The organism is Streptococcus sp. 1001283B150225_161107_H12 (assembly GCF_015552665.1).
GTDB lineage: Bacteria > Bacillota > Bacilli > Lactobacillales > Streptococcaceae > Streptococcus.
Map to the genome: position 1 here is coordinate 44,756 of NZ_JADNFC010000001.1, position 24,117 is coordinate 68,872.

Consider the following 24,117-nt stretch of genomic DNA (forward strand, 5'->3'; position numbering starts at 1 on the left):
AATTGCTCAATCAAGAAAGGAATACATTTGATGACTAAGCAAACACCGTCGCTCTCCTTTGAGGTTTTCCCTCCAAATCCTGAAGTAGGCAATGCCAAGCTCTTACGTGCCTTGGAAAATATGCAGGAATTAGCTCCACACTTTATCAGTGTGACAGCTAGCAATAATAAATACAATATCAAAGAGACGACGGTTGCTTTAGCCAATCATATTCAGAATGAATTGTCTATTCCGACCATTGCCCACTTACCTGCCATCTATCTAAGCAAGGAAAAAGTAGCAGATACCCTTCATGAATTAGATCAAGTAGGGGTTCATCGGATCTTGGCCCTTCGTGGTGATATTATTCCTGGTATTGAGCCTTTAAAAGACTTTCGTTATGCAACGGACTTGATTGAATTTATTAAAACAGAAGCTCCTCACTTTGATGTGATCGGTGCTTGTTACCCAGAAGGTCACCCCGATTCGCCAAACCAAATTTCAGATATTCAAAATCTGAAAAAGAAAGTGGATGCTGGATGTTCGAGCCTAGTGACTCAGCTTTTCTTTGACAATGAGCGTTTCTACGATTTTCAAGATAAGTGTATTTTGGCGGGAATTGATGTGCCCATTCATGCAGGAGTGATGCCAATTCTTAACAGAAACCAGGCCCTTCGCTTGTTGAAGACTTGTGAAAATGTTCATATCCCACGGAAATTCAAAGCCATTCTGGATAAGTATGAACATGATCCAAAATCCCTTCGTGCAGCTGGTTTAGCCTATGCGGTGGATCAAATCGTTGATTTGGTCACACAAGATGTTGCCGGTGTCCATCTCTACACCATGAACAATGAAGATGTAGCCTATCATGTCCACCATGCAACAAAAGCCTTATTTGAACACCAACCAAATTTGGAAGTGATTTAATCAACAGTCTAAGCAGGAATTGTAGAGATTGAGAAAAATTTTTCTCAGTCTCTTTTTTACTTGGGCCAATCGCTTGCTAAAAGACAACTTTTTTTTTATAGTATTAATATGAAGATTTTGGAGGCGCTTGCAATGAAGAGAGAACTCACGTTGAAGTTATTTGGACCCCCTAAGGTTGTTTTTCAACAGAAAGACATCCGTTTTTCCTTCTCGAAGATGGAGGCTTTATTTTATTACTTAGCCGTATCGGGTGAGGTCAACCGTGATGAAATTGCGGGTATTCTCTGGGGGGATAAGGAAAACCAAGTCGCTCGGAAAAATCTACGGAATACTGTTTACCAAGCCAATAAAATCTTTGAAGGAGATGTCATTGTTTCTCCAAGTAGGAGTAGCCTGGCCCTTAATCCTGAGTTGAATCTTTCTTTGGATGTCCAGCTTTTTGAAAGGGATCCAATAAGCAATTTACATCTTTATCAGGGAGATTTTCTAGAAGGCTTCTACGTCAAGGATGATGAGGACTTTGACCAGTGGGCTTCCCGTAAACGGAGCGCTTATAAGCAACTCTATATTGAAAGCTGTTATCAAAAGATTGACAAAGAGGGGCTGGGAGACCCTGGTATAGAGTCCTTACTCCACCATTTAGTAGAGCTGGATGAATTTGAAGAAAAGAACTACCAGCTCTTGATGGAGTATTATAGAGTTCATCACCAGCTGGGGAAATTTTTTGAGACCTATTACAAGCTGGTGGATTTATTGGATCGTGAGCTGAATGTTCGTCCCAGTCGAGTGATAGAAGAACTGTATCATTCTGTTTTGGAAGCTAAACGCACCCGTAAACAGAGCAATCGTGTGAATGTCCGAGAACTCCCTTTCTTTGGTCGCAAACAAGAACTGTCCCAACTGGAAGAATACCTCTCCTTAGTAGAGAAGGGGGAAGCGGTTGGCCCTCTCTTGGTCATGGGGCAATCTGGAACAGGCAAAAAACGTTTATTGCGTCAATTGGTCTTGCTGTCCAATCGTAGTTTTAGCTTTGTCAAGCTGGAAGGCAAAGTCGGCAGTCGCCAAGAAGAAGGAGGGATCTGGGACGACCTCAAAGCTTCCCTAGAGAAAGTGAGTGGGGGCTTGGAAGCTCCTCCTCTAGGAAAAGCGGACAATCTCCCTGCTGTCCGGAAGCACCTTCAAAGACTCAGCCAAGAAAAACCTCTCCTGATTCTGCTTGAAAATGCTCAGTGGATGGATGCGGCCTCATTCAATAAAGTAAAGCAATTGGAGGAGAAAAGTAGCGGGGAAAGATGGCAACTGATTGTTACAGCTGAGGGGCCTTTGCCGGAATTCTTGCTCACCTTCTTTGGGAGCTTAAAAGTAGAGAGACGGTTGTCCCAGCTCGAGTTGACCAATTTTGATCCGAGTGAAAGTCGATTACTCTTGCAAGGGCAACTGGGGCAGATAGAACCAGCCCTGATCGAGCAAATGATGGAGTGGAGTGAAGGTAGTCCCTTCTTGTTGTCCAGCTATATAGAAGAGTGGAAAGAGAAGGAAAGTTTAGAGCCCTTACCTGATATCATTCAAGCTTATCTGTCTCAAGAGTTGGGTGACTTGAGCAGTGAAGAGGAGTCCCTTCTTCATTATTTGTCTTGTTTTCATAAGCCGATATCCATGTCTATCTTGGCCGATTTGACAGCTACAGATCTTTCTGTTTTAACTGCATTATTAGATCCTTTAACTCAAAGAGGAATCATCTCAATAGTGGAGGAAGGGGAGGATCTCTTGGTCCAATTTTGCAAGCAATTGGTAGCCATGTACTTCTACCAACTCCTGTCACCAGCCAGACGGCGTCTCTTCCACCAACAAATCGCGCAAAAACTGGAAGAAACCTTAGAAGATTCGACAGATTTGCTCTTCTATAAGGAAATTGCTTACCAATACAAGCAGTCCCAAAATCTCTTGCGTTCTCTATCCTTTGAGCTGACCTACTTGGAAGAAATCCTCCAGCTAGAACATGAACTATTCCCAATATACTCCAAGGGAGAAGAAGGGGGAGTATCCGATGGGAAAAATAGCCATTTGGACATTTTTGGGGAACTCTCTCGTCTTCGTCGAGAACTGGATCAGCTTTTTTCAAGGCACCAAAAAGATAGAGATTACAAGTATTTGCAACTGCGTTACTTGTATCTAGAGGGGCGCTACTTTATTCGAAGCGGAGAGTACCAAAAGGGGATTCATGATATACAAAAGGTCATCTCCTATGCGCGGGAACTCAAACAGCTCGACTTCCTTTTAGAAGGGTACCGGCAAATCATTTATTATTGCATTCAAACAGAAAATATTTCTGAAATGGCCTATTACACAGATTTGGCTTTAGAAGATGCGATTCAGGCCAACAACCATGAAGCGATTGCGATTCAGTTGCGCTTGAAGGGTTTGTACCATTTGATGGTGGGGGATGAGGAGCAGGCGACCCGCCACCTCTATCGCTCCATTGATTGCTTTAGTCTGACCAATAGCATGCAGGCCAAGTATGCCATTCAAATTGCGGCTTCTTTAGCCTACCTGGCTGAGATAGAGCAAGTCAGGGGACATTTTCAAGTAGCTGTTACCCACTTGGAAGAGGTCCTTCGCCTGGTGGGAGATCAATCTGTTGATTCGGTCCGAGTGGTGTTTGAAATTGATCTTGGGATTGCCTACTATTGGAAGGGAGACTTGGTCCAAGCCCGTCTCTATTTTGACAGGGCTCAAAAGGTTTTGTCCAGCGTTCGCTTCCCTTGGAAGGAAGAATTGCTCGAATTTTATCAAGCCTTAATTGCTTGTCATTTTGGGGAACAAGAGAAGGTAGCACATTACCTGGCTCGTAAAGAAGGAACCATAAAGCAAGCGACTCATTCACGGGATAAGGGGATGGTGTATTATCTCTTGGCTTTCCTATCGGCCCAGAAGGAGCAAGGAGAGCATCTGAATCCTCCTTTGAGCATCTTCTTGAGAGAAGATAAAAACTACTACAAGAAACTGGCAGAGCAACACTTGACTCCATATAGAGATCGTCCCTTCCTCAAGAGATTAAAAGTCCTCTAGTATATCTTATCAAGTGTTATGAAGGAAGAATAAAAAAGGCTTTGCAACGCCCTAGGGGTGGATGTTGCGAAGCCTTTTGTATTGTTAGAGAGGTTTTGAATCTTATTTTTGTTGGGACAAGATTTGGGTCAAGTAAAAGATAAAGGTTGCAGCCAGGTTGGAGGTGTGGTTGTCAATATCATGAGGAGGGGAAACTTCCACAATATCAAAGCCAATCAGTTTGCCACTAGCTGCAATGTGTTGGAGCAACATCAAGGCTAGTTTTGGATCCACACCAAGTGACTGGATGGCACTGACACCAGGGGCAGAACCAACGGCAAAGCAGTCCATATCGATGGAGAGGTAAATCGCTGTCTGTTTTTCTAAGAATTGATCAATCCGATCAAGAATAGCCTGGTGGCTCATCCGGAAGAGATCTTGTCCTGTTAAGAAATCAATGCTTGGTGTTTTAGCTACATAGTTGAATAGGAACAGGTTATTGCTGTGTTCCTGAATGCCCAAGATTAAGTAAGGGAAATCCTGGCTCTCTTCTTTTGCGTGGTCTGCCATCTGGCGAAATCCTGTTCCAGAGTTGGGACCAGTTTGGTCGTAAGGACGCAGGTCAAAGTGAGCATCTAGGTTGATGACGGCCAATTGTTCATCTGGTTGCAAGGAGGATTTGAGGCCCAGGTAGTGACCATAAGCCGTTTCATGCCCTCCACCAAGGACGATTGGTTGAATATTTAACTCCAACATCCGTTTGACAGTTAGAGAGAGGCTCTCTTGCAAATCTTCAAGAGAACGATTGGGGCCATCGATATTTCCAACATCAAAAACTGTGACGTTGGTGCCCCAGTGCCAAGGAAGTTTAGCGAGCTGGGTGCGAATAGCATTAGGACTTTCGACGGCACCGACACGACCATTATTGATATAGACTCCTTTATCGCTTTTAAAGCCAAGGATTCCAAAGGTGATTTCTTCAAAAGGAGTCAAGGTTTCATCATTCAAATCCAAAAACTTCGTTAGCATTCCCCATTTGGCTGTATAAGGATTGTCTTCAATACTGCCTTGGTAATAACTGTAAGTCGTTGGGTAATAATCTCTAAGCACGTTACATGCCTCCGTTTGTTTGTATTTGGCTAGAATTGGAAAGGCTGAGAAATTTTCTCAGCCTTTTTCTGCTGTATACTTACTGTATCAGTATTGAATGCTTAAGTCAACTGCTTTTTCGATGGTTGCTAAGAATTCTTCACTTTCAACAACGGCAGATGCTTTATTGAGTTCTTCGAAGATTTCGATGTCTTTGTCAAATTCAATGAAGGCCACCTTGTTGCGAATCATGTCATAGGCTGGTTTTGTACCTTTACCAAGTTCATGATTTTCTGGTTTGAGATCTAAGGCTTGGCAAGCGGCCATGATTTCAGTGGCAACGATGCGACGTGAATTCTTAAGGATTTCTGCTGCTTTACGAGCTGCTGTAGTTCCCATGCTGACGAAGTCTTCTTGGTTTTCACAAGATGGGATTGAGTCAACGCTGGCTGGGTGAGACAAGATTTTGTTTTCAGATGCAAGAGAAGCACAAGCATACTGCGTAATCATGAAGCCTGAGTTGAGGCCAGGATGTTTGACCAAGAAGGATGGCAATTTGCTAAGTTGGCTGTTGACCAAGCGTTCCACCCGACGTTCAGATACGTTTCCGATTTCAGAAAGGGCAATACCCAAGAAGTCAAATGGTTGTGCCATTGGTTCACCGTGGAAGTTACCTCCGGAGATGACGTGTCCTTCCTTGGTGATGATTGGGTTATCTGTCACAGAGTTGATTTCGATTTCAACTTTTGTTTTTACATAAGCAATAGAGTCTTTGCTGGCTCCATGGATTTGAGGGATACAACGGAGTGTATAAGGATCTTGGACCCGTTGTTGGGTTGCAACGGTTGTGTTTTTGCTTCCTTCAAGGAGGTTACGGATATTACGAGCGGTTGCCAATTGTCCACTTTGAGGACGGATGGTATGAAGGTCTTCTTCAAATGGGCTGGTAATACCATTGTGGACTTCCATTGAAAGAGCACCGGCAATGTCAGACAGTTTGAGCAATTGGATACCATCATAAGTCGCAAGAGCGCCGATACCGGTTAGGACAGTCGTACCATTGATCAAAGCAAGCCCTTCTTTGGCAGCCAATTGGATCTTTTCAATACCAGCTTGGTCGAGAGCTTCTTGACCGCTCAAGAGTTGACCTTTGTAGTAGGCATGTCCAAGTCCCAACATTGGGAGCACCATATGAGAAAGGGGGGCAAGGTCTCCGGAAGCTCCGAGTGATCCTTTTTCTGGAATATAAGGAGTCACTCCTTTGTTAAGCAATTCTAATAGTTTTTCAACAGTTGACAGACGAATGCCAGAATAGCCTTTTAAGAGCGAGTTGATCCGGATGAGCATGATGGCACGAACGGCATCTTCTGGAAGTGGATCACCAAAACCAGATGCGTGGGTACGAATCAAGTTTTCTTGCAGTTGGACAGTATCTTCTGGAGAAATGCTGACATTACAGAGGGAGCCAAATCCAGTGGTCACACCATAGACAACACGTTTTTCACGGACGATATCATCAACAATTTTACGAGATGCGATAACAGCTTCTTTGGCTGTTTCGTCTAACTCACATTGGGCACCGTGCCGAGCGACTGCGATGACTTCTTCCAGTGTTAAGCTGTTACCATCTAAATGAATCAATTGAGTCATATAAAACCTCCGATTATGAATTGTTCTGTAGAAGTAGATGTGTTTACTTCGGTTTGAATACCAAACGTGAGCCCATTGTCTATTGCTCTTAGGAAGATTGAAAGAAGTCTTAGAGAAAAGAGCTCAGGTTTGATATTCGTAGCTTCTTAGATGGGCTAGGGAGCAAAGAAATTCTTTGCTCCTCCTAAGTTCCCATCTAGTGTGTAAATAGAATTGGTGAGGACTGTTTTATTTCTTAGGTAGTTTATCACCGTGGAAAACGAAATAGAGTCCACTAGCGATCACTAGACCGATAGCTCCCCATGCAAAGTTCATTAGATTGTCCCCTGCAATCATCAAGATACTGATGACAACAGCTAAAATTGGGATAACAGGACCAAATGGCACTCGGAAGGTAACCTTTTTGTCTGGGTACATTTTTCTAAGTTTGATAGCAGCCAAAGCAGTTGGAATATATTGGAAGAAACGGAAGACAACACTGAAAGTTGCTAATGATTCGAAAGAGCCAGATAACAAGAGTAAGAACGCAAAGGCACCGGAAATGATAATGGCAATGACTGGAGCATTCTTAGAGTTTGTTTTTCCAAGATCTGCGGGCAAGAGTTTTTCATCTGCTAGGGCAGCACCGAAACGAGGAACCATGATAGATTCACCGATGTTGAGACCGGCAATTGAAATGAGGGCACCATAAGAAACAAGAGGAGCTCCGATAGGGCCAATCATTTCAACAAATGCGTCTTGAACAGGTGCACCGGTTTCCATGATACGTCCACCCAGCATAGCGATTGTTCCTGCGATGATCAACATGTAGAGGACAGATACGATACTGATGGATCCCAAGATAGCGCGGGGAACGTTCTTTTCAGGGTTGCGCATTTCCCCTGCAACGATGGACATGGTTTCGAATCCGATAAATCCGTAGAAGATGTAAACGGCGGTACTCGAAATAGCACTAAAGAGATTTGATCCACTTTCCAATTGAAGGAAAGGTGTGAAGTTGCCCTTGCTTACGCCACCTGAAATGAAGAAGATAGCGAAGAGAGAGAAGAGGACAATCGGAATTAATTTTGCAACAGTAGCTGTCAGAGTGAACATCTTAGATGTTTTCAGACCGGCAATGTTCATAATACTCAAGAGAACCAACATAACGATACTAATCGGTAGGTTATAGCCTTCGAATGCTGGGAAAGTAATGATGAAAATTTTGGCAAAACCGGCCAACATGGCAGCCCAAGCAATAACGGTAACGGCCCATCCTAGAATCCCGACGTTAAAGCCGACGAAGTCTCCGAAAGCTGCTTTTGAGTATTGCATGGCTCCACCGTTTTTGTCGAAGTAGCCAGCCGTTTCAGCCAGACAGGCTGATAATAGCATGACGAGAACGGCTACCCCGAACATGACAGCTAGAGAAGCTGGTCCTAAACCGGCATAAATTTTTTGAGGTAAGAGGAAGATACCAGACCCGATCACGGCATTGATACCGTATAGAGTGGCACCGCTAAAGCTGAATTTCGCTTTTTCTTGTTCCTCAATCGACTGTTTATGTGCTCCGTTCATAATGTCTCTCCTTTTAAACATTATTTTAGCGCAGTCCAGATAGCAATCGGTTGCTTCCCAGACTGAAGGGGTGAAAACGTGATTGTCATCTCTTGAAGAGGAGATGCTTGTTCAATAAACAGGAGCTCGTGAGTTTGGAGGGTTTGAGATTGCCCTATTTCCCATTGGAGTGTGAGAGGACAGAGAGCATAGATCCATTGATAGCGACTCTGGCTCGTGACACTTTCATTTGGGGATATAGCACTCATATGCCCCTGATAGGAAGGTTTATAGATGAGATTAAAATCTTGACAGGTCCCTTGGCTAGATACAGGGTCTCCCCCGTCAAAGAAGTAGCTTTGAAATGGCTTCAAAACCACTTTTTTATGTTGATGGGTGAGTGTAATCGATGAAGTCAGAGGCATCAAGATTCGATGGTAGCCTGTGAGATCGGTAAAGTCACTTGTTTCAACCTCTACCGTTGCAGTAGAGAGTCGGAAATCAAAGGTTCGATCCTGATAACTTCCCTCTTTTGGAGAGAGGAAGAGTTGGGTAGTTTGGCCACCGGACCAAGTAGAAATCTGATAATCTGCGGGGGTAAGATGAAGGATAGTCACCATAGGACGTCCTCTTTCTTAAAAGAGACCAGTGATATTGCCTTGGGCATCGATATCAATCTTTTCACTGGCAGGAACTTTAGGTAGGCCAGGCATGGTCATAATGGTACCAGTGAGAGCGACGATAAAGCCAGCTCCAGCAGCCACCTTGAGGTTACTGATTTTGACAGTGAAGTCTTTTGGTGCTCCCATTTTCTTGGCATCATCCGAGAAGGAATATTGCGTTTTGGCCATACAGATTGGGTAGTTGGAGAAACCAAGTGCTTCCAATTCTTTTAGTTCGCGTTTGGCCGCCGGTGTTAAGCTAATGCCTTTACCACCATATACTTTTGTGACAATCTTGGTCAATTTTGTTTCAATACTGTCTTCTTCGTCATAGACATAAGAGAAGTGGTTTTCTTCTTGAGCTAGTTGAATGACTTTTTCAGCTAGGTCACGACCACCAGCTCCACCATTTGCCCAGACATCTGAAATAACAACATCTACATTGCGTTTTTTACAAGATTCATAGACAGCTTGTAGCTCAGCCTCTGTATCCAGCGGGAATTTGTTGATGGCAACGACCACAGGTAGACCGTAGACTTCTTGGATGTTGGCCAAGTGTTTGTCCAGGTTTGGCAGACCATCAATCACGGCTTGGACATTTTCAGTAGCCAGGTCCGCTTTGGCAACTCCACCATGCATCTTGAGAGCACGAATGGTTGCGACGAGGACAACGGCAGCAGGTTTGAGTCCTGCTATACGGCACTTGATGTCGATGAATTTTTCAGCGCCTAAGTCTGCTCCGAAGCCAGCTTCTGTCACGACATAGTCTGCATATTTGAGAGCTAGTTTAGTAGCTAGCACACTGTTACAGCCATGAGCAATATTGGCAAATGGTCCGCCGTGGATGATAGCCGGAGTATGCTCCAAGGTTTGTACCAAGTTTGGATGGATGGCATCTTTGAGAACAGCTGCCATGGCACCTCCAGCCTTGAGGTCTTTGGCTGTCACTGGTTGTCCTTGGTAGTTGTACCCAATAATGATGCGATCGAGGCGTTCTTTGAGGTCAAGGATATTTTCTGAGAGACAGAGAATAGCCATGATTTCAGACGCCACTGTGATGTCGAAGCCATCTTCACGAGGAACCCCGTTCGTTTTTCCTTGAAGGCCATCGACAATATGGCGGAGTTGACGGTCGTTCATGTCGACCACCCGTTTCCAGGTGATGCGACGAGAATCGATACCCAACTCATTGCCATGATGGATGTGGTTGTCAATCAAGGCTGCAAGCAAGTTGTTGGCAATCCCAATGGCATGGAAGTCTCCGGTAAAGTGAAGGTTGATATCTTCCATTGGAACCACTTGAGCGTACCCACCACCGGCAGCTCCACCCTTGATCCCAAAGACAGGGCCAAGTGAAGGTTCGCGGAGGGCAATGACCGCTTTCTCACCAATAGCTGAGAGGGCATCCACTAGTCCAACAGAGGTGGTAGTCTTTCCTTCTCCAGCAGGTGTCGGAGAGATAGCTGTCACGAGGATCAGCTTTCCATCTTCCTTGTCCTTTAGTTGTTCCAGTTGATTGCTATCAATTTTTGCCTTGTATTTTCCGTAGAGCGAAATGTCGTCTTCAGTCAATCCAAGTTCAGCAGCGATTTCCGTGATGGGCTTCATTTGGACAGAATTGGCAATTTCAATATCCGATAAAACCATAGAATCCCTTCTTTCTTTGTAAGTATTGAAGTTATAAAGTTGATTGATAGGCTTATGAAAGGCTTTCTAAAATGCTTTGGTAAATGTTATCTGCAAGCTCAGAGCCTGTTTGGAGGAGTTCGAGTCCCTTGCTATGGTATTCTTGGACGAAGTCTTGGTCCTTGATTCCTGAAATGTTGATCAGGACATTGAGCCAAGCCCCCTGAAGTCCAGCCTTGAGATTGAGAGCAGCCACTCCTAAGTCACTCGCCGCATTGGTGTTGGACTTACCAACAGCTTCTTTTGTTGTTTCAAGCGCTTCAACGATGAGCTCCATCATAGAGAAAGGAGATACTGTCGCATGTTTCAAAGCTTTTTGCATGGCTTCACGACGAGCGGCTTTCTCTTCTTCCGTTTCTTTTGGAAGATCAAAGACTGCTGATACCACGTTGAAAGCTTCTGTATCTTTGTCGATGGCTTCTAGTAATTGGTCTTGGAGGTGGGCACTTTTTTCGTGAACCCCTTTGATGTGGTCTTCAAATTCAGTGTATTTTTTCTTACCAATGGTCAGTTCACAGACCATTTTTGTAAGGGAAATCCCGTTTGCAGCAGATAGGGCAGCAGCAGAACCGCCACCTGGAGCTGGGGCATCTGAACCAAGAACCTTGGCAAACTCTGTAATACTTAAGTCAACTAGTTTCATAGAACTCCCTTTCTAACCCAACAAGTGATTTTCCAAGACTTGTTTGCTATAGTCAAAGTCTTCTAATTGTAAGTAGTATTCAGCAGAGTCAATCAAAGCCTTAGCAGGAGCCAGTCCAATGAGTTCTGTTCCAGTGATGCGAACCCCGTAGCGTTGTGCTTCGAAACGAACGGTTTCAACGACGCGATACAATGGGAATTTTTCCAAGTTGACCATGTTGATAGAGACTTGGGCGATGTTGCGATCTTCTAGCATGACACCGATTGCTTTACAGTATTTGTATCCACCGCTGGATCCACGAATGATTTTAGAAATGTTGTTGGCAATTTCTAAATCATCTGTGTCAAGGTTGATATTGAAGGCAACGAGTGGCATACGGACACCAACAGCTGTGACCCCTGCAGTTGGGTGAATCTTGCGTTCACCGTAGTCTGGCTTCCAGTCTTCTTCCAACAATTTTTCTGGCATTCCTTCAAATTGTCCTTTACGCACTTTAGCCAAGTTTTTCCGTTCTGGGCGAGTTGCAGCATCTTCATAAAGGAAGATTGGAATACCTAATTCACGATTGATGCGTTCGGCTACTTTATTGGCGATTTCGACACATTCATCTGTTGTGATATCTTTGACTGGAACGAATGGGCAAACGTCTGTTGCCCCCATCCGAGGGTGTTCGCCTTCGTGCTTGGTCATATCGATGTTTTCAGATGCGTATTTTACCAATTGGAAAGCAACTTCTTGAATGCTTTCTTCATCCCCAACGAGTGTAAAGACGCTACGGTTGTGACTGGCGTCAGACGAGTAGTCCAGCAATGTAACACCTGGAATACTTTTTGCTGTGGCTGCTAATCCGTCGATCACAGCTTGATTGCGTCCTTCAGAGAAGTTTGGAATACACTCAACAATTTTTGCCATATGATTACCTCTTTTTATAGGAGAAGTTGGGGAGGAGGAGTCTTTGTATTTCCTCCCCTTTCTCAATTTTTATTTTTTGATGTTAAAACAATTTTTGAACCGCATCTTTGACCAAATCTTCATCTGCCAGATACGGAATGGTGATGTGGTCTGTTCCTGCATGGAGACGGTTGTATTCGATGGCTGTTTCGATGGCATGGTTATTTCTTGCCCAGTTCCGACGAGCAACCCCACCCATGGTATCCCATGCAATCGCAGATTTGATGATTTCGTCGATCCGGTGGCTACCGTCTAGAACGAGACCAAATCCTCCGTTGATGGCCTTACCGATACCAGTACCACCACCATTGTGGAGAGCCACGAGACTCATACCGCGAGCGGCGTTACCGGCGTAACATTGAACGGCCATATCACAAGTAACATTTGATCCATCTTTGATATTGGATGTTTCACGGAATGGAGCATCTGTACCAGACACGTCATGGTGGTCACGTCCAATCATGACAGGTCCAATCTTACCTTGGCGAATGAGTTCATTGAATTTCAATGCAATGTTGACACGACCCATACAATCTTGATAGAGGATACGAGCCTGTGTACCAACGACTAATTGGTTCTTTTCAGCATCGCGAATCCAGTTGTAGTTGTCGCGGTCTTGGTAGCGACGAGTTGGATCGATCGCTTCCATAGCTGCATGGTCAGTTGCAATCAAGTCTTCGTGTTTACCGCTGAGGCAGACCCAACGGAATGGACCATAACCATAGTCAAAGAGCATAGGTCCCATGATATCTTCAACATAAGATGGCCAAATGAAGCCGTCTTTGTCATCCAATCCATTCTTAGAAATTTCCTTGATGCCAGAGTCGTAAACAGATTTCATGAAGGCATTACCGTAGTCGAAGAAGTAGGTGCCTTTAGCCGTCAAATCTTTAATTACTGCGAAGTGACGAGCCAAGGTTTCATCGACCAAGCGATGGAAGGTTTCTTTGTCTTCTGCCAACAAACGTGTCCGTTCTTCAAAGCTAATCCCAACTGGGCAATAGCCACCATCATAAACGTTGTGGCAAGAGGTTTGGTCAGACAAGAGATGAACGTGGACTTGGTGTTCATTGACATATTCGAGCAAGTCTACGATATTACCATGGTAGGCAATAGAAGTTGATTCACCAGCTTCAAGGGCTGCTTGAGCCAATTTCACAGCTTCTTCGGCACTGTCGGTCACTTGGCTAATCCAGCCTTGAGAGTGACGGGTTTCGATCCGAGAGCGGTCTACTTCTGCAACGATGGCAACAGCTTTTGCAATTTCAGCTGCTTTCCCTTGAGCTCCACTCATCCCACCAAGACCAGACGAGATGAAGAGTTTACCAGTTAAGTCGCCATCATCAGGCACACCGAGTTTAAGACGTCCAGCGTTGAGAAGGGTGTTGAAGGTACCATGGACGATTCCTTGAGGACCAATGTACATCCAACCACCAGCCGTCATTTGACCGTAGTTGGTAACGCCCATCTCTTCAGCGATTTCCCAGTCGCGCATATTGTCATACTCACCGATCAAGAGACCGTTGGTAATGATGACGCGAGGAGCTTCTGGTTTAGACTTGAAGAGGCCGAGAGGGTGACCAGATTCAACCACCAAGGTTTGGTCTTCTGTCATGACTTCTAAGTATTTCTTGATCAAGTTGTATTGCATCCAGTTAGCACAGACAGAACCTGTTTCTCCGTAAGTGACCAATTCATATGGATAAAGGGCAATTTCAAAGCTCAAGTTGTTGTCAATCATGACTTGCATAGCCTTAGCGGCGGTGCATTTTCCTTTGTACTCATCAATTGGTTTTCCATAGATCCGATCTTTTGGACGGAAGCGATAGCCATAAATCCGACCGCGAGTTTTTAGTTCTTCCAGAAATTCTGGGATCAATTCTTGGTGGAATTTTTTAGGGATGTAACGCAGAGCGTTCTTAAGAGCAATCTCAGTCTGAGCTTGCGTTAAGCGGAAGCCTCTATCAGGTGCACGACGGATGCCTTCTTGAAAAGTTGCCTTTTCAGGTAGGACATCAAAGTCAAGTTTGACAGACATAGCAGCTGCAATTTCTTTATCGTCTATAAATGACATAGTAGGAACCTCCTTATGTGTAGACTATGAATTTATATTTTCTTTATTGTATCCAAGAAACGTCAATAAAGAGTCAAAAATAAATTTAATTTTTAATAAAGCAAAAAAAAATGAGGGAGAAACTTTTTGACTTTTTTTTGACGCTTTTTCTTTAGAATTGTAAAATGAATAACAATGGAAATAGAAAGGAATGTTTTCATATGTCTGCTGATGTAATCTTAACCCACTTTAACCAGTTGTTTTGTCCAAATGATTTAGGCCATCCTCTCTATGGAAAAGAGATGGCAGAAGCGCAAATCCTTTCCGATGCTTATATTGCTATTAAGGATGGAAAAATCCTCGCAGTTGGGACAGGTCAACCCGATCCAGAACTGATCGATGACCATACGGAAGTAAAATCTTGTGAAGGGAAAGTTGCGACTCCTGGTTTGATCGACTGCCATACCCACCTGGTCTACGGAGGTAGTCGTGAGCATGAATTTGCGAAAAAGCTAGCGGGTGTTTCCTACTTAGACATCCTCGCTCAAGGCGGTGGAATTCTGAGCACTGTTCGGGCAACTCGTGAAGCATCTTTTGACAATCTTTATAACAAGTCCAAACGATTGTTGGACTATATGTTGCGTCATGGAGTGACCACCGTTGAAGCTAAGAGTGGCTATGGTTTGGATTGGGAAACGGAAAAACGCCAATTAGATGTGGTTGCAGCCTTGGACCGTGACCATGAAATTGATCTGGTTTCGACCTTTATGGCAGCTCATGCGATCCCGACAGAGTATAAGGGCCGTTCTCAAGAGTATTTGGATCTCATCATTGAGCAAATGCTTCCAAAAGTGAAGGAAGAAAAGTTAGCTGAATTCTGTGATATCTTCTGTGAAAAGGGTGTCTTTACAGCAGATGAGTCTCGCTATCTTCTGTCAAAAGCCAAGGAAATGGGCTTCAAACTGCGGATTCATGCGGATGAAATCGAGTCTATCGGTGGTGTGGATGTTGCAGCTGAATTGGAATCTACTAGCGCAGAACACTTGATGGTGATTACCGATGAAGGCATTCAAAAACTAGCAAAAGCAAAAGTTATCGGCAATCTGTTGCCTGCTACAACCTTCAGCCTCATGGAAGATACCTATGCACCGGCTCGTAAGATGCTGGATGCTGGGATGGCCATCACCCTAACAACAGATAGCAATCCAGGATCCTGTCCGACAGCCAATCTCCAGTTTGCCATGCACCTGGGTTGCTTCATGATGCGTTTGACGCCAGTTGAGATTCTCAATGCGGTAACTATTAATGCAGCTTATTCAGTAGATCGTGCCAAAACCATTGGCTCTTTTGATACTGGAAAACAAGCCGATATCACGATTTACGATGCACCAAATCTAGATTATCTCTTCTATTTCTTCGCGACCAACCTAGTGACAGATGTCTATAAAAATGGTAAAAAAGTGATTTGATCCTCTCGTTTCAAATGTGACCTAAATAGAAAAAATCCCCTCATCAATTGATTCTGATGAGGGGATTTTAGTGCTGAGAACAGTATTTCCAAAGGGAGTTGGAAAGCTTTAAATTCCAACCTTGACATCTGGGAATCTCTCAGACACCTGTGCAAAAAGAGTGTAGAGTTGTTCTTCAGCGTTCTTCTTATTCTTAATGGCTAGGCGGTGCTGTTTCTTTGGTTTGTCCTTGCGGATGTAGCACAATTGGAAGATTGAGCGAGCAATCCCTGATTGACGAACTCGAGTGACATGTAAGTATAGTTGTTGAACCTCTCGTAAATCAATCGTTTGAGTTCCTCTGAAATAGGTGATCAAATGATTTTTGTACAAGATAACTTTTAAGTCTTGATTGTAGTAGCTGGCTTCATCAGACAGGCGAGACAGATCTCCTTGGAGTTCGGGATAGTTTTGGTGGAGTTCCTGATAGGAAGCAATGGTCCGTTTCCGAACGGAGAAGCTGGCTACGACCATTATGATAGAAAGTCCAGCAAGAGCAGCTGAACCAATTAAGAGGAATAAGGAGTCTTTGTTGTACTCTGTGAGGCTTAAGTAATAGCTGGTCGTCATATTAAGTGACACGACAGAAGTCGGGTCGAGAAGGGAATGGATGTAGTCGCTATAGCCGACAAGGCGACCGTTACGAGACGTATTTTTGCTATCCTTTGCCAAAGGGGCTAATTGCGTTCCCTTTAGTTGATAAGGATGGGTCTGCAGTTCCCCATTTTTTGCCTTATCAATGACCTCTTTAATCGTCGCATCGTCTTTTTTGGCTTCGATCCCTGCAAACTTACCATCGTTTTGGTTATCGTATTGGACGATATAGAGGACGTGGCCGTTGTCCACAGTTCCGACAGGTTCTCGTGTAATATCATAGACCTTCATCGTTACAGGGTCCCCAGACTTTTCTGCCTTCGCAAAGCTAGTAGAAGGGTTCTGGCGTCCCATCCATAATGAAAATACTAATCCTGCGAATGCAAGAAAGACAAGGGCAAGCACTAGACCTGACACAAATCCTTTATTGCGTTTTTCCGTCATCATAACGACCTCCTTTAGTTTGATATCTAAAGTATATCATGAAAGATTTTATGTGACAAGGGGATTTATAGAAAGCTGATTTCAAAGGATTTTCGAGCGGTCTAAGCAAAAATCTGTTTGTAAAATGATTGAAAAATGCTTTGATTTTAAAAGAGATTTGCAACTTTTTATAAAAAACTATATTTTTTTTTAATTTTTTCTATATACAAAAAGATAAATTATTGATAGAATAGAAAAGAATTGAATTAAATTTGGTTCGCGTTCGTTCTGTCTTCATGTTAGTGAAACAGAATGTTTATACCTAAATACTTGCACTGGATTCTAATTCATCAGAATCATAGCTAGAATTTGAGAGGAGACAATATGACTGTTGATTTTAACAGCAAAGCTTACTTGGATAAAGTGGATGCGTGGTGGCGTGCAGCCAACTACATTTCGGCTGCTCAAATGTACTTAAAAGACAACCCATTGTTGAAACGTGAAGTGGTTGAAAACGACTTGAAGGCTCACCCAATCGGACACTGGGGAACTGTACCAGGACAAAACTTTATCTATGCTCACTTGAACCGTGCCATCAACAAATACGACTTGGATATGTTTTACATTGAAGGACCAGGTCATGGTGGACAAGTTATGGTGTCCAACTCTTACTTAGATGGTTCTTACACAGAATTGAATCCAAATATCCCACAAAATGAAGAAGGATTTAAACACCTATGTAAAATCTTCTCATTCCCAGGAGGGATTGCCTCTCACGCGGCACCTGAAACTCCAGGATCTATCCATGAAGGTGGAGAGCTTGGTTATGCTCTTTCTCACGCAGCTGGAGCTGTTTTGGACAATCCAGATGTGATTGCTGCAACCGTAATCGGTGATGGTGAAGGAGAAACTGGTCCATTGATGGCTGGTTGGTTGGCCAATACCTTCTTGAACCCAGTTAACGATGGTGCTGTTCTTCCAATCTTCTACCTCAACGGTGGGAAGATCCACAACCCAACGATCTTTGAACGCAAAACAGACGAAGAATTGGCCCTCTTCTTTGAAGGTCTTGGATGGAAACCAATCTTTGCAGACGTAACAGCTATTTCTGACGACCACGAAGCAGCTCATGCTTTGTTTGCAGAAAAATTGGACGAAGCGATTGAAGAAATCAAGAAAGTCCAAGCAGAAGCTCGTAAAGGTTCTGCAGAAGAAGCAACTCAACCAGTATACCCTGTCTTGATTGCTCGTATTCCTAAAGGTTGGACTGGACCAAAAGCTTGGGAAGGTACACCAATCGAGGGTGGATTCCGTGCTCACCAAGTGCCAATCCCAGTAGATGCTCACCATATGGAGCATGTAGATGCCCTCCTTTCTTGGTTGGAATCATATCGTCCAGCTGAATTGTTCGACGAAACTGGTAAATTGCTTCCTGAAATTGCTGAAATTGCACCAAAAGGTGACCGTCGCATGGCTATGAACCCAATCACAAACGCAGGTGTCATCGAACCAATGGACACTGCTGATTGGAAGAAACATGCCTTCAAGATTGAAACACCAGGTGCTATCATGGCCCAAGATATGATCGAGTTTGGTAAGTATGCAGCAGATCTTGTGGATGCGAACCCACATAACTTCCGTATCTTTGGACCAGATGAAACTAAATCAAACCGTCTTCAAGAAGTCTTCACTCGTACAAGCCGTCAATGGTTAGGACGTACGAAACCAGACTACGATGAAGCTTTGAGCCCTGCTGGACGTGTCATTGACTCTCAATTGTCAGAGCACCAAGCAGAAGGTATGCTCGAAGGATATGTCTTGACAGGTCGTCATGGCTTCTTCGCTTCTTACGAATCATTCCTTCGTGTCGTGGACTCTATGATTACTCAACACTTCAAATGGTTGCGTAAATCTAAGACTCACACGACATGGCGTAAAAACTACCCTGCCTTGAACTTGATTGCGACTTCAACTGTTTTCCAACAAGATCACAATGGCTACACTCACCAAGATCCAGGTATCTTGACTCACTTGGCAGAAAAAACTCCAGAATACATCCGTGAGTACTTGCCAGCAGATACGAATACGTTGCTTGCGGTGATGGACCAAGCCTTCAAGGCAGAAGATATGATTAACTTGATCGTTTCTTCTAAACACCCACGTCCTCAATTCTACTCAGCTGATGAAGCGGAAGAATTGGTTCGTGAAGGATACAAGGTGATCGATTGGGCATCAACTGTTTCAGCAGATGAAGAGCCAGATCTTGTCATTGCAGCTGCAGGTACAGAGCCAAACCTTGAAGCTCTTGCAGCCATTACAATCTTGCACAAGGCCTTCCCAGAATTGAAGATCCGCTTTGTCAATGTGGTAGATATCTTGAAATTGCGTCACCCATCCGTCGATGCGCGTGGACTTTCAGATGAAGAGTTCGACAAAGTCTTCACAACTGATAAACCTGTGATCTTTGCCTTCCACGGTTATGAAGGCATGATCCGTGATATCTTCTTCAACCGTCACAACCATAACCTTCGTGTACATGGTTACCGTGAAAACGGAGATATCACGACACCATTCGATATGCGTGTCATGTCTGAATTGGATCGCTTCCACTTGGCACAAGATGCAGCCAATGCAGCTCTTGGAGTAGAAGCAGCTGAATTCGCAGCTCAAATGGACGAAACAATCGCCTTCCACAACGCTTACATCCGTGAACATGGTGATGATATTCCAGAAGTACACAACTGGAAATGGGAAAACGTAAATAAATAAGTTTATTCCAAAAGAAATCAGAAGTTATTCTGATTTCTTTTTTTGTACCTTTTTAAAGAAAGAAACTTTGGCTAAGGAATTCCCCTTGGCAAGAAAAAATTCTTCAATAATGGATAAAGAAATCTGACAAAAATCAATGAAATAGTATATTTTTTTAGATTGCATTGACTTTGCATAAGATAAGGACTAAAATATAGGTGCGGAAACCGCTTACAAAATATAAAGGAGGTCTGTTTATGGGAAGCGACAGACAACAACGTTTTTCTTTACGAAAATATGCAGTCGGCTTAGTATCGGTACTTGTCGGATGCTTTTTTTGTGGGGTGACTGTTTCAGCCCAGGAGCAGGAAGGGCAGACAGATGTATCCGCTCTTGTAGTCAAGGAAGAAAGTCAGGAGGTGAGTCCGACAGTCGGACAGGGCAAAGGTTTGGACGGAGCTCATGCAACTGATGCAGTGAAGGAGGAGTCTTCTTCACAAGAGCAAGCCAAGACTGAGAAAACTGCCGAGATCTCACCTTCCAATGCTCTAGCAAATCCAGCTTCGGACCCTACACCTGAAAAGGAAGGTATTGAAAAGAAGGAGCAAGAAGATCACACTGTTTCAGAATCTCAGCCAGTAGCTAATAAGGACGCTGTTTCAGCAACCGTGGCAGATGAAGCCCGTGTTCAGGCCCTGGTACGTTTGGAGACGAAAAAGCAAGATGAAGCTGCTCCTCTTAGTATTGCGGAGCAGATCAAGGATAATGCACCAATCAAGGAAGCTGTATTGAATGAATTGAAGGAAAAAGGCATTCAGTATACAAAACTAGCTGATTTTGATTTGGTCTTTAATGGTTTTGTTTTAGAAACCAAGTACAAGGATGCCTTGAAGATTCGTCAGTTAGCGCGTGTTGAAAAGGTAGAAATTACGCCACTAACGGATCGGACGGATGCACAACCTAGCCCAACGAAGCAGAATACCCTCCTTCCTACAAAAGTTAGTGATGAAAATGAGTTGATTAATCTACAGCCTCTCTGGGACAAAGGGATCAAGGGGCAAGGTCGGGTGGTAGCCGTTTTGGATACGGGCCTTGATGTCCACCATAATTTCTTTAGTCTAACGGATAAAAGCAAAGCCAAATTTCAGAATAAAGAGCAGATGGAAGCGGCTATGAAAAAGGCAGGCATCACTTATGGGAAGTGGTACAACGATAAGGTAGTCTATGCCTATAACTATTCAGATATGAACGATGAGATTCGAGAAGATGATCCGCGTTCACATGGGACCCACGTAGCAGGCTCAGCCGTTGGAAATGCGACCAAGCCAGTGCCAACTGGTGAATACCTAAAGGGAGTCGCACCAGAAGCCCAGCTTATCTTTATGCGCGTTTTCTCTGATAAGAAGGGAATGACAGAACAAGGCTTTGTCGTCGCTAAGGCTGTTGAAGATGCGGTCAAGCTTGGTGCTGATACTATCAATATGAGTTTTGGTGGAGTTAATGGGTCTGAAGCAGATACCAATCCCCTAACCCGCCAAGCCTTTGAATTCGCGCGTAAATCCGGTGTTGTCATCAATGCTGCAGCAGGGAATTACGCCGTGAGTGGATACTGGCAGGCTAAGCCAAAAGCAGATGCACCGGATACTGGAACGATTGATGAACCCGCCATAGAAGATGGAGTTCTAGCCATTGGTGCCTTCAATAATCAGATTAATCACGAAACAACCATGCGTCTGGAAATCCCAGCTCTAAAGGATAAGAAAGAATTCCAAAATGGCCTCGTTGATCTCCCTGTTTACCGGCTGATTTTCCCAGTAGAAGGTCCTCAGTCTTACGTTTCAGTTTCAAAAGGTGGACTAGATACTTACCGAAATGCTACGGTGAAAGGCAAAATTGCTCTGGTTGAAAGCGGTGGAGATGTGACGGACGAAGAGAAGGTCAACGCCCTCAGACAAGCTGGTGCAAAAGGTGTCCTCGTTTATCAGAATGAAGAGCAAGGAGACAACCTCCAAAAACTTCCGATGGGCTATTGGGGATCCTTCTATCCGGTCAGCGTCTTGAACCATGCTATCGGAAAAGAACTAGCCTCCCACGCTGGAGAATACGAGCTAATCTTCCATCAAGAAGTTAAGAAAGTACCTTATAGCGAAGCCAACAAGATGCTCTTCTTTACTGGTTGGGGGCTTTCTGCCGAAGGAAAACTTAAGCCAGATGTTACCCTACCTGGCGGAATGGTTTATTCGGCGATTCCAGATGGTATGTATGATATGGATGAGGGAACCAGTATGGCAACGCCCCATGCGGCAGGGGCGACAGCCTTGATCAAGCAAGCTCTAGAACAACGTTTCCCAACTTATAGTCCAGAGCAAATCCATACGCTGTTACGCCAGTTAGTCATGAGTACAGCCAAACCTCATTTTGATCAGGAAAGCAAGAGCTACTCATCTGTCCGTCAACAAGGATCTGGTCTCATGGATGCTGCAGCGGCAGCCTTTGGCGAAGTCTTTGTAACAGGTGGAAAAGGAACCAATAGCAGCTTGACGCTTGGCAATGTCAAAGATGCCTTTACGTTTGAAGTTACGGTACACAATTTAGGCTCAGAAGCAAAAGAATTCACTTATCACACGGTTGTTAATACCGATCAGGTGGAAAATGGTCGCATCAGCTTGAAGATGCGTCAGCTATTGGATCAAGTGGGAGAAAAAACCATTCATGTTCCAGCTAAGGGAAGTGTGATGGTTCCAATTTCTGTAGATACCAGTACCTTTACAAGTGAACTCACCAATCAAATGAAGAACGGTTACTTTTTAGAAGGATTTGTCTTCTTTAAAGATGCCAAAACCAAGAAAGATCTCGTAAGTCTTCCATATATTGGCTTCAAAGGGCAGTATCAGGATTTACCGGGTATCGAAAAGCCTATCTATGCCTTCACTGGGGATGAAAAACCATTCTACTATTACGCAAACGAAAAAGCAGAGAAACCTGAAAAAGATTCAGGGGATCACTTTACAGCCTTGGTCAGCACTATTTGGCGCGGAGGCAAAGAAGTACAGGTTGTCCTGGGAGAAAAAGATGGGCATTACGATGGGAATCAGCTCGTCTTCTCGCCAAATGATGATGGTTCCTATGATAGTGTCAAGCTCAATGCAGTCGTTTTGAGAAATGTAGACAATATTCATTTATCAGTCTATCGTGCAGATGACCTCAAACGCGAACATCCTATTTTTGAACAAGGCAATGAAAGTCAGAAGAAATCCGACTACGGTTGGCGGATTAATGACCGTAGTAAGATTCTTAATGCGACACAGTGGGCAGGCAAGGACAATAACAATCAGCTAGTGCCAGATGGGGACTATCAATATGTAGTCACTTATCGTCCAAGCACACCAGGTGCCAAACCTCAAGAGATTGTTCTAAAAGTCCGAGTCGATAAGCAAGTGCCACAACTGGCGAATACCAAGGATCTCTTTGATCCAGCAACTCGTATCTTTAAGCCAGGTGAGATTATTGAAACGGGCAGTGGGCTGGGTGGAAAATACCTCTCCTACCAAAAGGATAATCAAGAAGTAGAGATCAGTCCAAACGAAGATGGAACCTACACGATTCCTGAAGGAGTGGATCTAAAAACTGTGCGCTTCTATATCTGGGATCAGGTCAATAATACCAACACCCTGACCTTGGATGGTAAGACCGTTTCAGAAGAAAAAACGACAGAAAGAGCAGGGACTGAAGGGGCAAGCCTGACAGCTGCAAGCAGCGAAGCAACCGTCGGTCGCTTAGAGGTTCAAATTGTCGATGAAAAAGGCGAGGCAACCAACCAATACCCAGAAATGATGCGTTACCAAGTCTTTGACAGCAAGGGAAATCGGGTGGATCAGGAATTTAATAGCTACTACGAAGATCCGCTACCGACTCTTCCATTTGGAACCTACACTGTAAAAGTTGTCGCTCAAGATCAAAACTACTCTTGGGTATCTCCAACCACTGTGACAGTGGAATTAAGCAAGGAGCACCCTAAAGGACTGGTCAAATTTGTCTACCACTATATTGATAAAAATCGCTTTGACCTCGTCTTTGACAAAGAACTTCCAGATGGAACCCGCGTCTTTGCCATTGATCAGAAGACAGGGGAAAAAGTGGAGTTGGATCAAACCCTATATGAACCAAAGACATTTGAAAGCATCCTGATCAATGGAGAGTATCAGATCCATATTGATCTGCCAACAGGTTATCGGGCAGTGGAAAATGATTTCGTCTATACCGTAACTAATGGTATCAATCGCTACTTGACCAGTTTTGTAAAAATCTCAGAAGATCAGGTAGAAAATCCGGCTGTCCCATCCACTCCTCAACTGTCACCTATGACACAAAAAGGTAGAATAAAGATGGATCAGGAGTCTCAACAAGTCACTCCTCAACCGTCACCTATGACACAAAAAGGTCAATCTGAAATGGATCAGGAGTCTCAACAAGTCTCTCATCGACCAGCAACTTCTCTTCCAAAAACAGGACAGGAAAATGACCAGCTGGGTCTTGTAGGATTGATGGTTCTTCTTCTCACTTTCGGTGCGATCCGAATGAAGAAAAATCATCTAGACCAAGTATAACGTTCTCCTAGTA

General features: G+C 44.0%; 14 protein-coding genes. 5 read left to right on the forward strand and 9 right to left on the reverse strand.

Annotation, left to right across the window (positions count from 1 at the left end):
- Nucleotides 1–30 precede the first annotated feature (30 nt).
- Together metF and I2C87_RS00205 are read left to right on the forward strand one after the other, a co-directional pair.
- Nucleotides 31–906: a methylenetetrahydrofolate reductase [NAD(P)H] gene (metF, locus tag I2C87_RS00200; RefSeq protein WP_195323621.1), complete on the forward strand. Its 876-nt coding sequence runs from the start codon at nucleotides 31–33 to the stop codon at nucleotides 904–906.
- 132 nt (nucleotides 907–1,038) lie between these two features.
- Nucleotides 1,039–3,975: an AAA family ATPase gene (locus tag I2C87_RS00205; RefSeq protein WP_195323622.1), complete on the forward strand. Its 2,937-nt coding sequence runs from the start codon at nucleotides 1,039–1,041 to the stop codon at nucleotides 3,973–3,975.
- A 102-nt stretch (nucleotides 3,976–4,077) separates the two neighbouring features.
- On the opposite strand, the gene hutG is transcribed toward I2C87_RS00205, so the two are convergent.
- From hutG to I2C87_RS00245, 8 genes are all read right to left on the reverse strand, one after another.
- On the reverse strand, nucleotides 4,078–5,064 hold the full coding sequence (gene hutG / locus I2C87_RS00210) for a formimidoylglutamase (RefSeq protein WP_195323623.1): 987 nt from the start codon (nucleotides 5,062–5,064) through the stop codon (nucleotides 4,078–4,080).
- Nucleotides 5,065–5,151: 87 nt separating this feature from the next.
- Entirely contained in the window at nucleotides 5,152–6,693 is a 1,542-nt protein-coding gene (gene hutH, locus I2C87_RS00215; RefSeq protein ID WP_195323624.1) for a histidine ammonia-lyase, read from the reverse strand.
- Between the two features lie 228 nt (nucleotides 6,694–6,921).
- Nucleotides 6,922–8,250: an APC family permease gene (locus tag I2C87_RS00220; RefSeq protein WP_125374496.1), complete on the reverse strand. Its 1,329-nt coding sequence runs from the start codon at nucleotides 8,248–8,250 to the stop codon at nucleotides 6,922–6,924.
- 20 nt (nucleotides 8,251–8,270) lie between these two features.
- Nucleotides 8,271–8,849 carry a HutD family protein gene (locus I2C87_RS00225; RefSeq protein ID WP_195323625.1) on the reverse strand — a complete coding sequence of 193 codons (579 nt, stop codon included), beginning with the start codon at nucleotides 8,847–8,849 and terminating at the stop codon, nucleotides 8,271–8,273.
- A 15-nt stretch (nucleotides 8,850–8,864) separates the two neighbouring features.
- Complete coding sequence (locus I2C87_RS00230) at nucleotides 8,865–10,538, reverse strand: formate--tetrahydrofolate ligase (protein ID WP_195323626.1); 1,674 nt, start codon at nucleotides 10,536–10,538, stop codon at nucleotides 8,865–8,867.
- 52 nt (nucleotides 10,539–10,590) lie between these two features.
- Nucleotides 10,591–11,220 (reverse strand): cyclodeaminase/cyclohydrolase family protein, encoded by a 630-nt coding sequence (locus tag I2C87_RS00235; RefSeq protein WP_195323627.1) that lies wholly within the window; start codon nucleotides 11,218–11,220, stop codon nucleotides 10,591–10,593.
- Nucleotides 11,221–11,232: 12 nt separating this feature from the next.
- Nucleotides 11,233–12,132, reverse strand: coding sequence for a glutamate formimidoyltransferase (ftcD, locus tag I2C87_RS00240; protein ID WP_023027213.1), 900 nt, complete (start codon nucleotides 12,130–12,132; stop codon nucleotides 11,233–11,235).
- A gap of 82 nt (nucleotides 12,133–12,214) precedes the next feature.
- The gene (locus I2C87_RS00245; protein WP_195323628.1) at nucleotides 12,215–14,245 is read right to left on the reverse strand and encodes a urocanate hydratase; all 2,031 of its coding nucleotides are present in this window, start codon (nucleotides 14,243–14,245) and stop codon (nucleotides 12,215–12,217) included.
- A gap of 200 nt (nucleotides 14,246–14,445) precedes the next feature.
- Between I2C87_RS00245 and hutI the strand changes: the two genes are divergently transcribed.
- Nucleotides 14,446–15,693, forward strand: coding sequence for an imidazolonepropionase (gene hutI / locus I2C87_RS00250; protein WP_195323629.1), 1,248 nt, complete (start codon nucleotides 14,446–14,448; stop codon nucleotides 15,691–15,693).
- 108 nt (nucleotides 15,694–15,801) lie between these two features.
- Here hutI and I2C87_RS00255 read toward each other — a convergent pair whose 3' ends face one another.
- Nucleotides 15,802–16,773 (reverse strand): hypothetical protein, encoded by a 972-nt coding sequence (locus I2C87_RS00255; RefSeq protein ID WP_195323630.1) that lies wholly within the window; start codon nucleotides 16,771–16,773, stop codon nucleotides 15,802–15,804.
- A 360-nt stretch (nucleotides 16,774–17,133) separates the two neighbouring features.
- On the opposite strand from I2C87_RS00255, the gene I2C87_RS00260 reads away from it, so the two are divergent.
- The gene (locus I2C87_RS00260) at nucleotides 17,134–19,518 is read left to right on the forward strand and encodes a phosphoketolase (RefSeq protein WP_195323631.1); all 2,385 of its coding nucleotides are present in this window, start codon (nucleotides 17,134–17,136) and stop codon (nucleotides 19,516–19,518) included.
- Nucleotides 19,519–19,754: 236 nt separating this feature from the next.
- Complete coding sequence (locus I2C87_RS00265) at nucleotides 19,755–24,104, forward strand: SGO_0316/SGO_0317 family LPXTG-anchored serine peptidase (RefSeq protein ID WP_195323632.1); 4,350 nt, start codon at nucleotides 19,755–19,757, stop codon at nucleotides 24,102–24,104.
- Nucleotides 24,105–24,117: the final 13 nt, after the last annotated feature.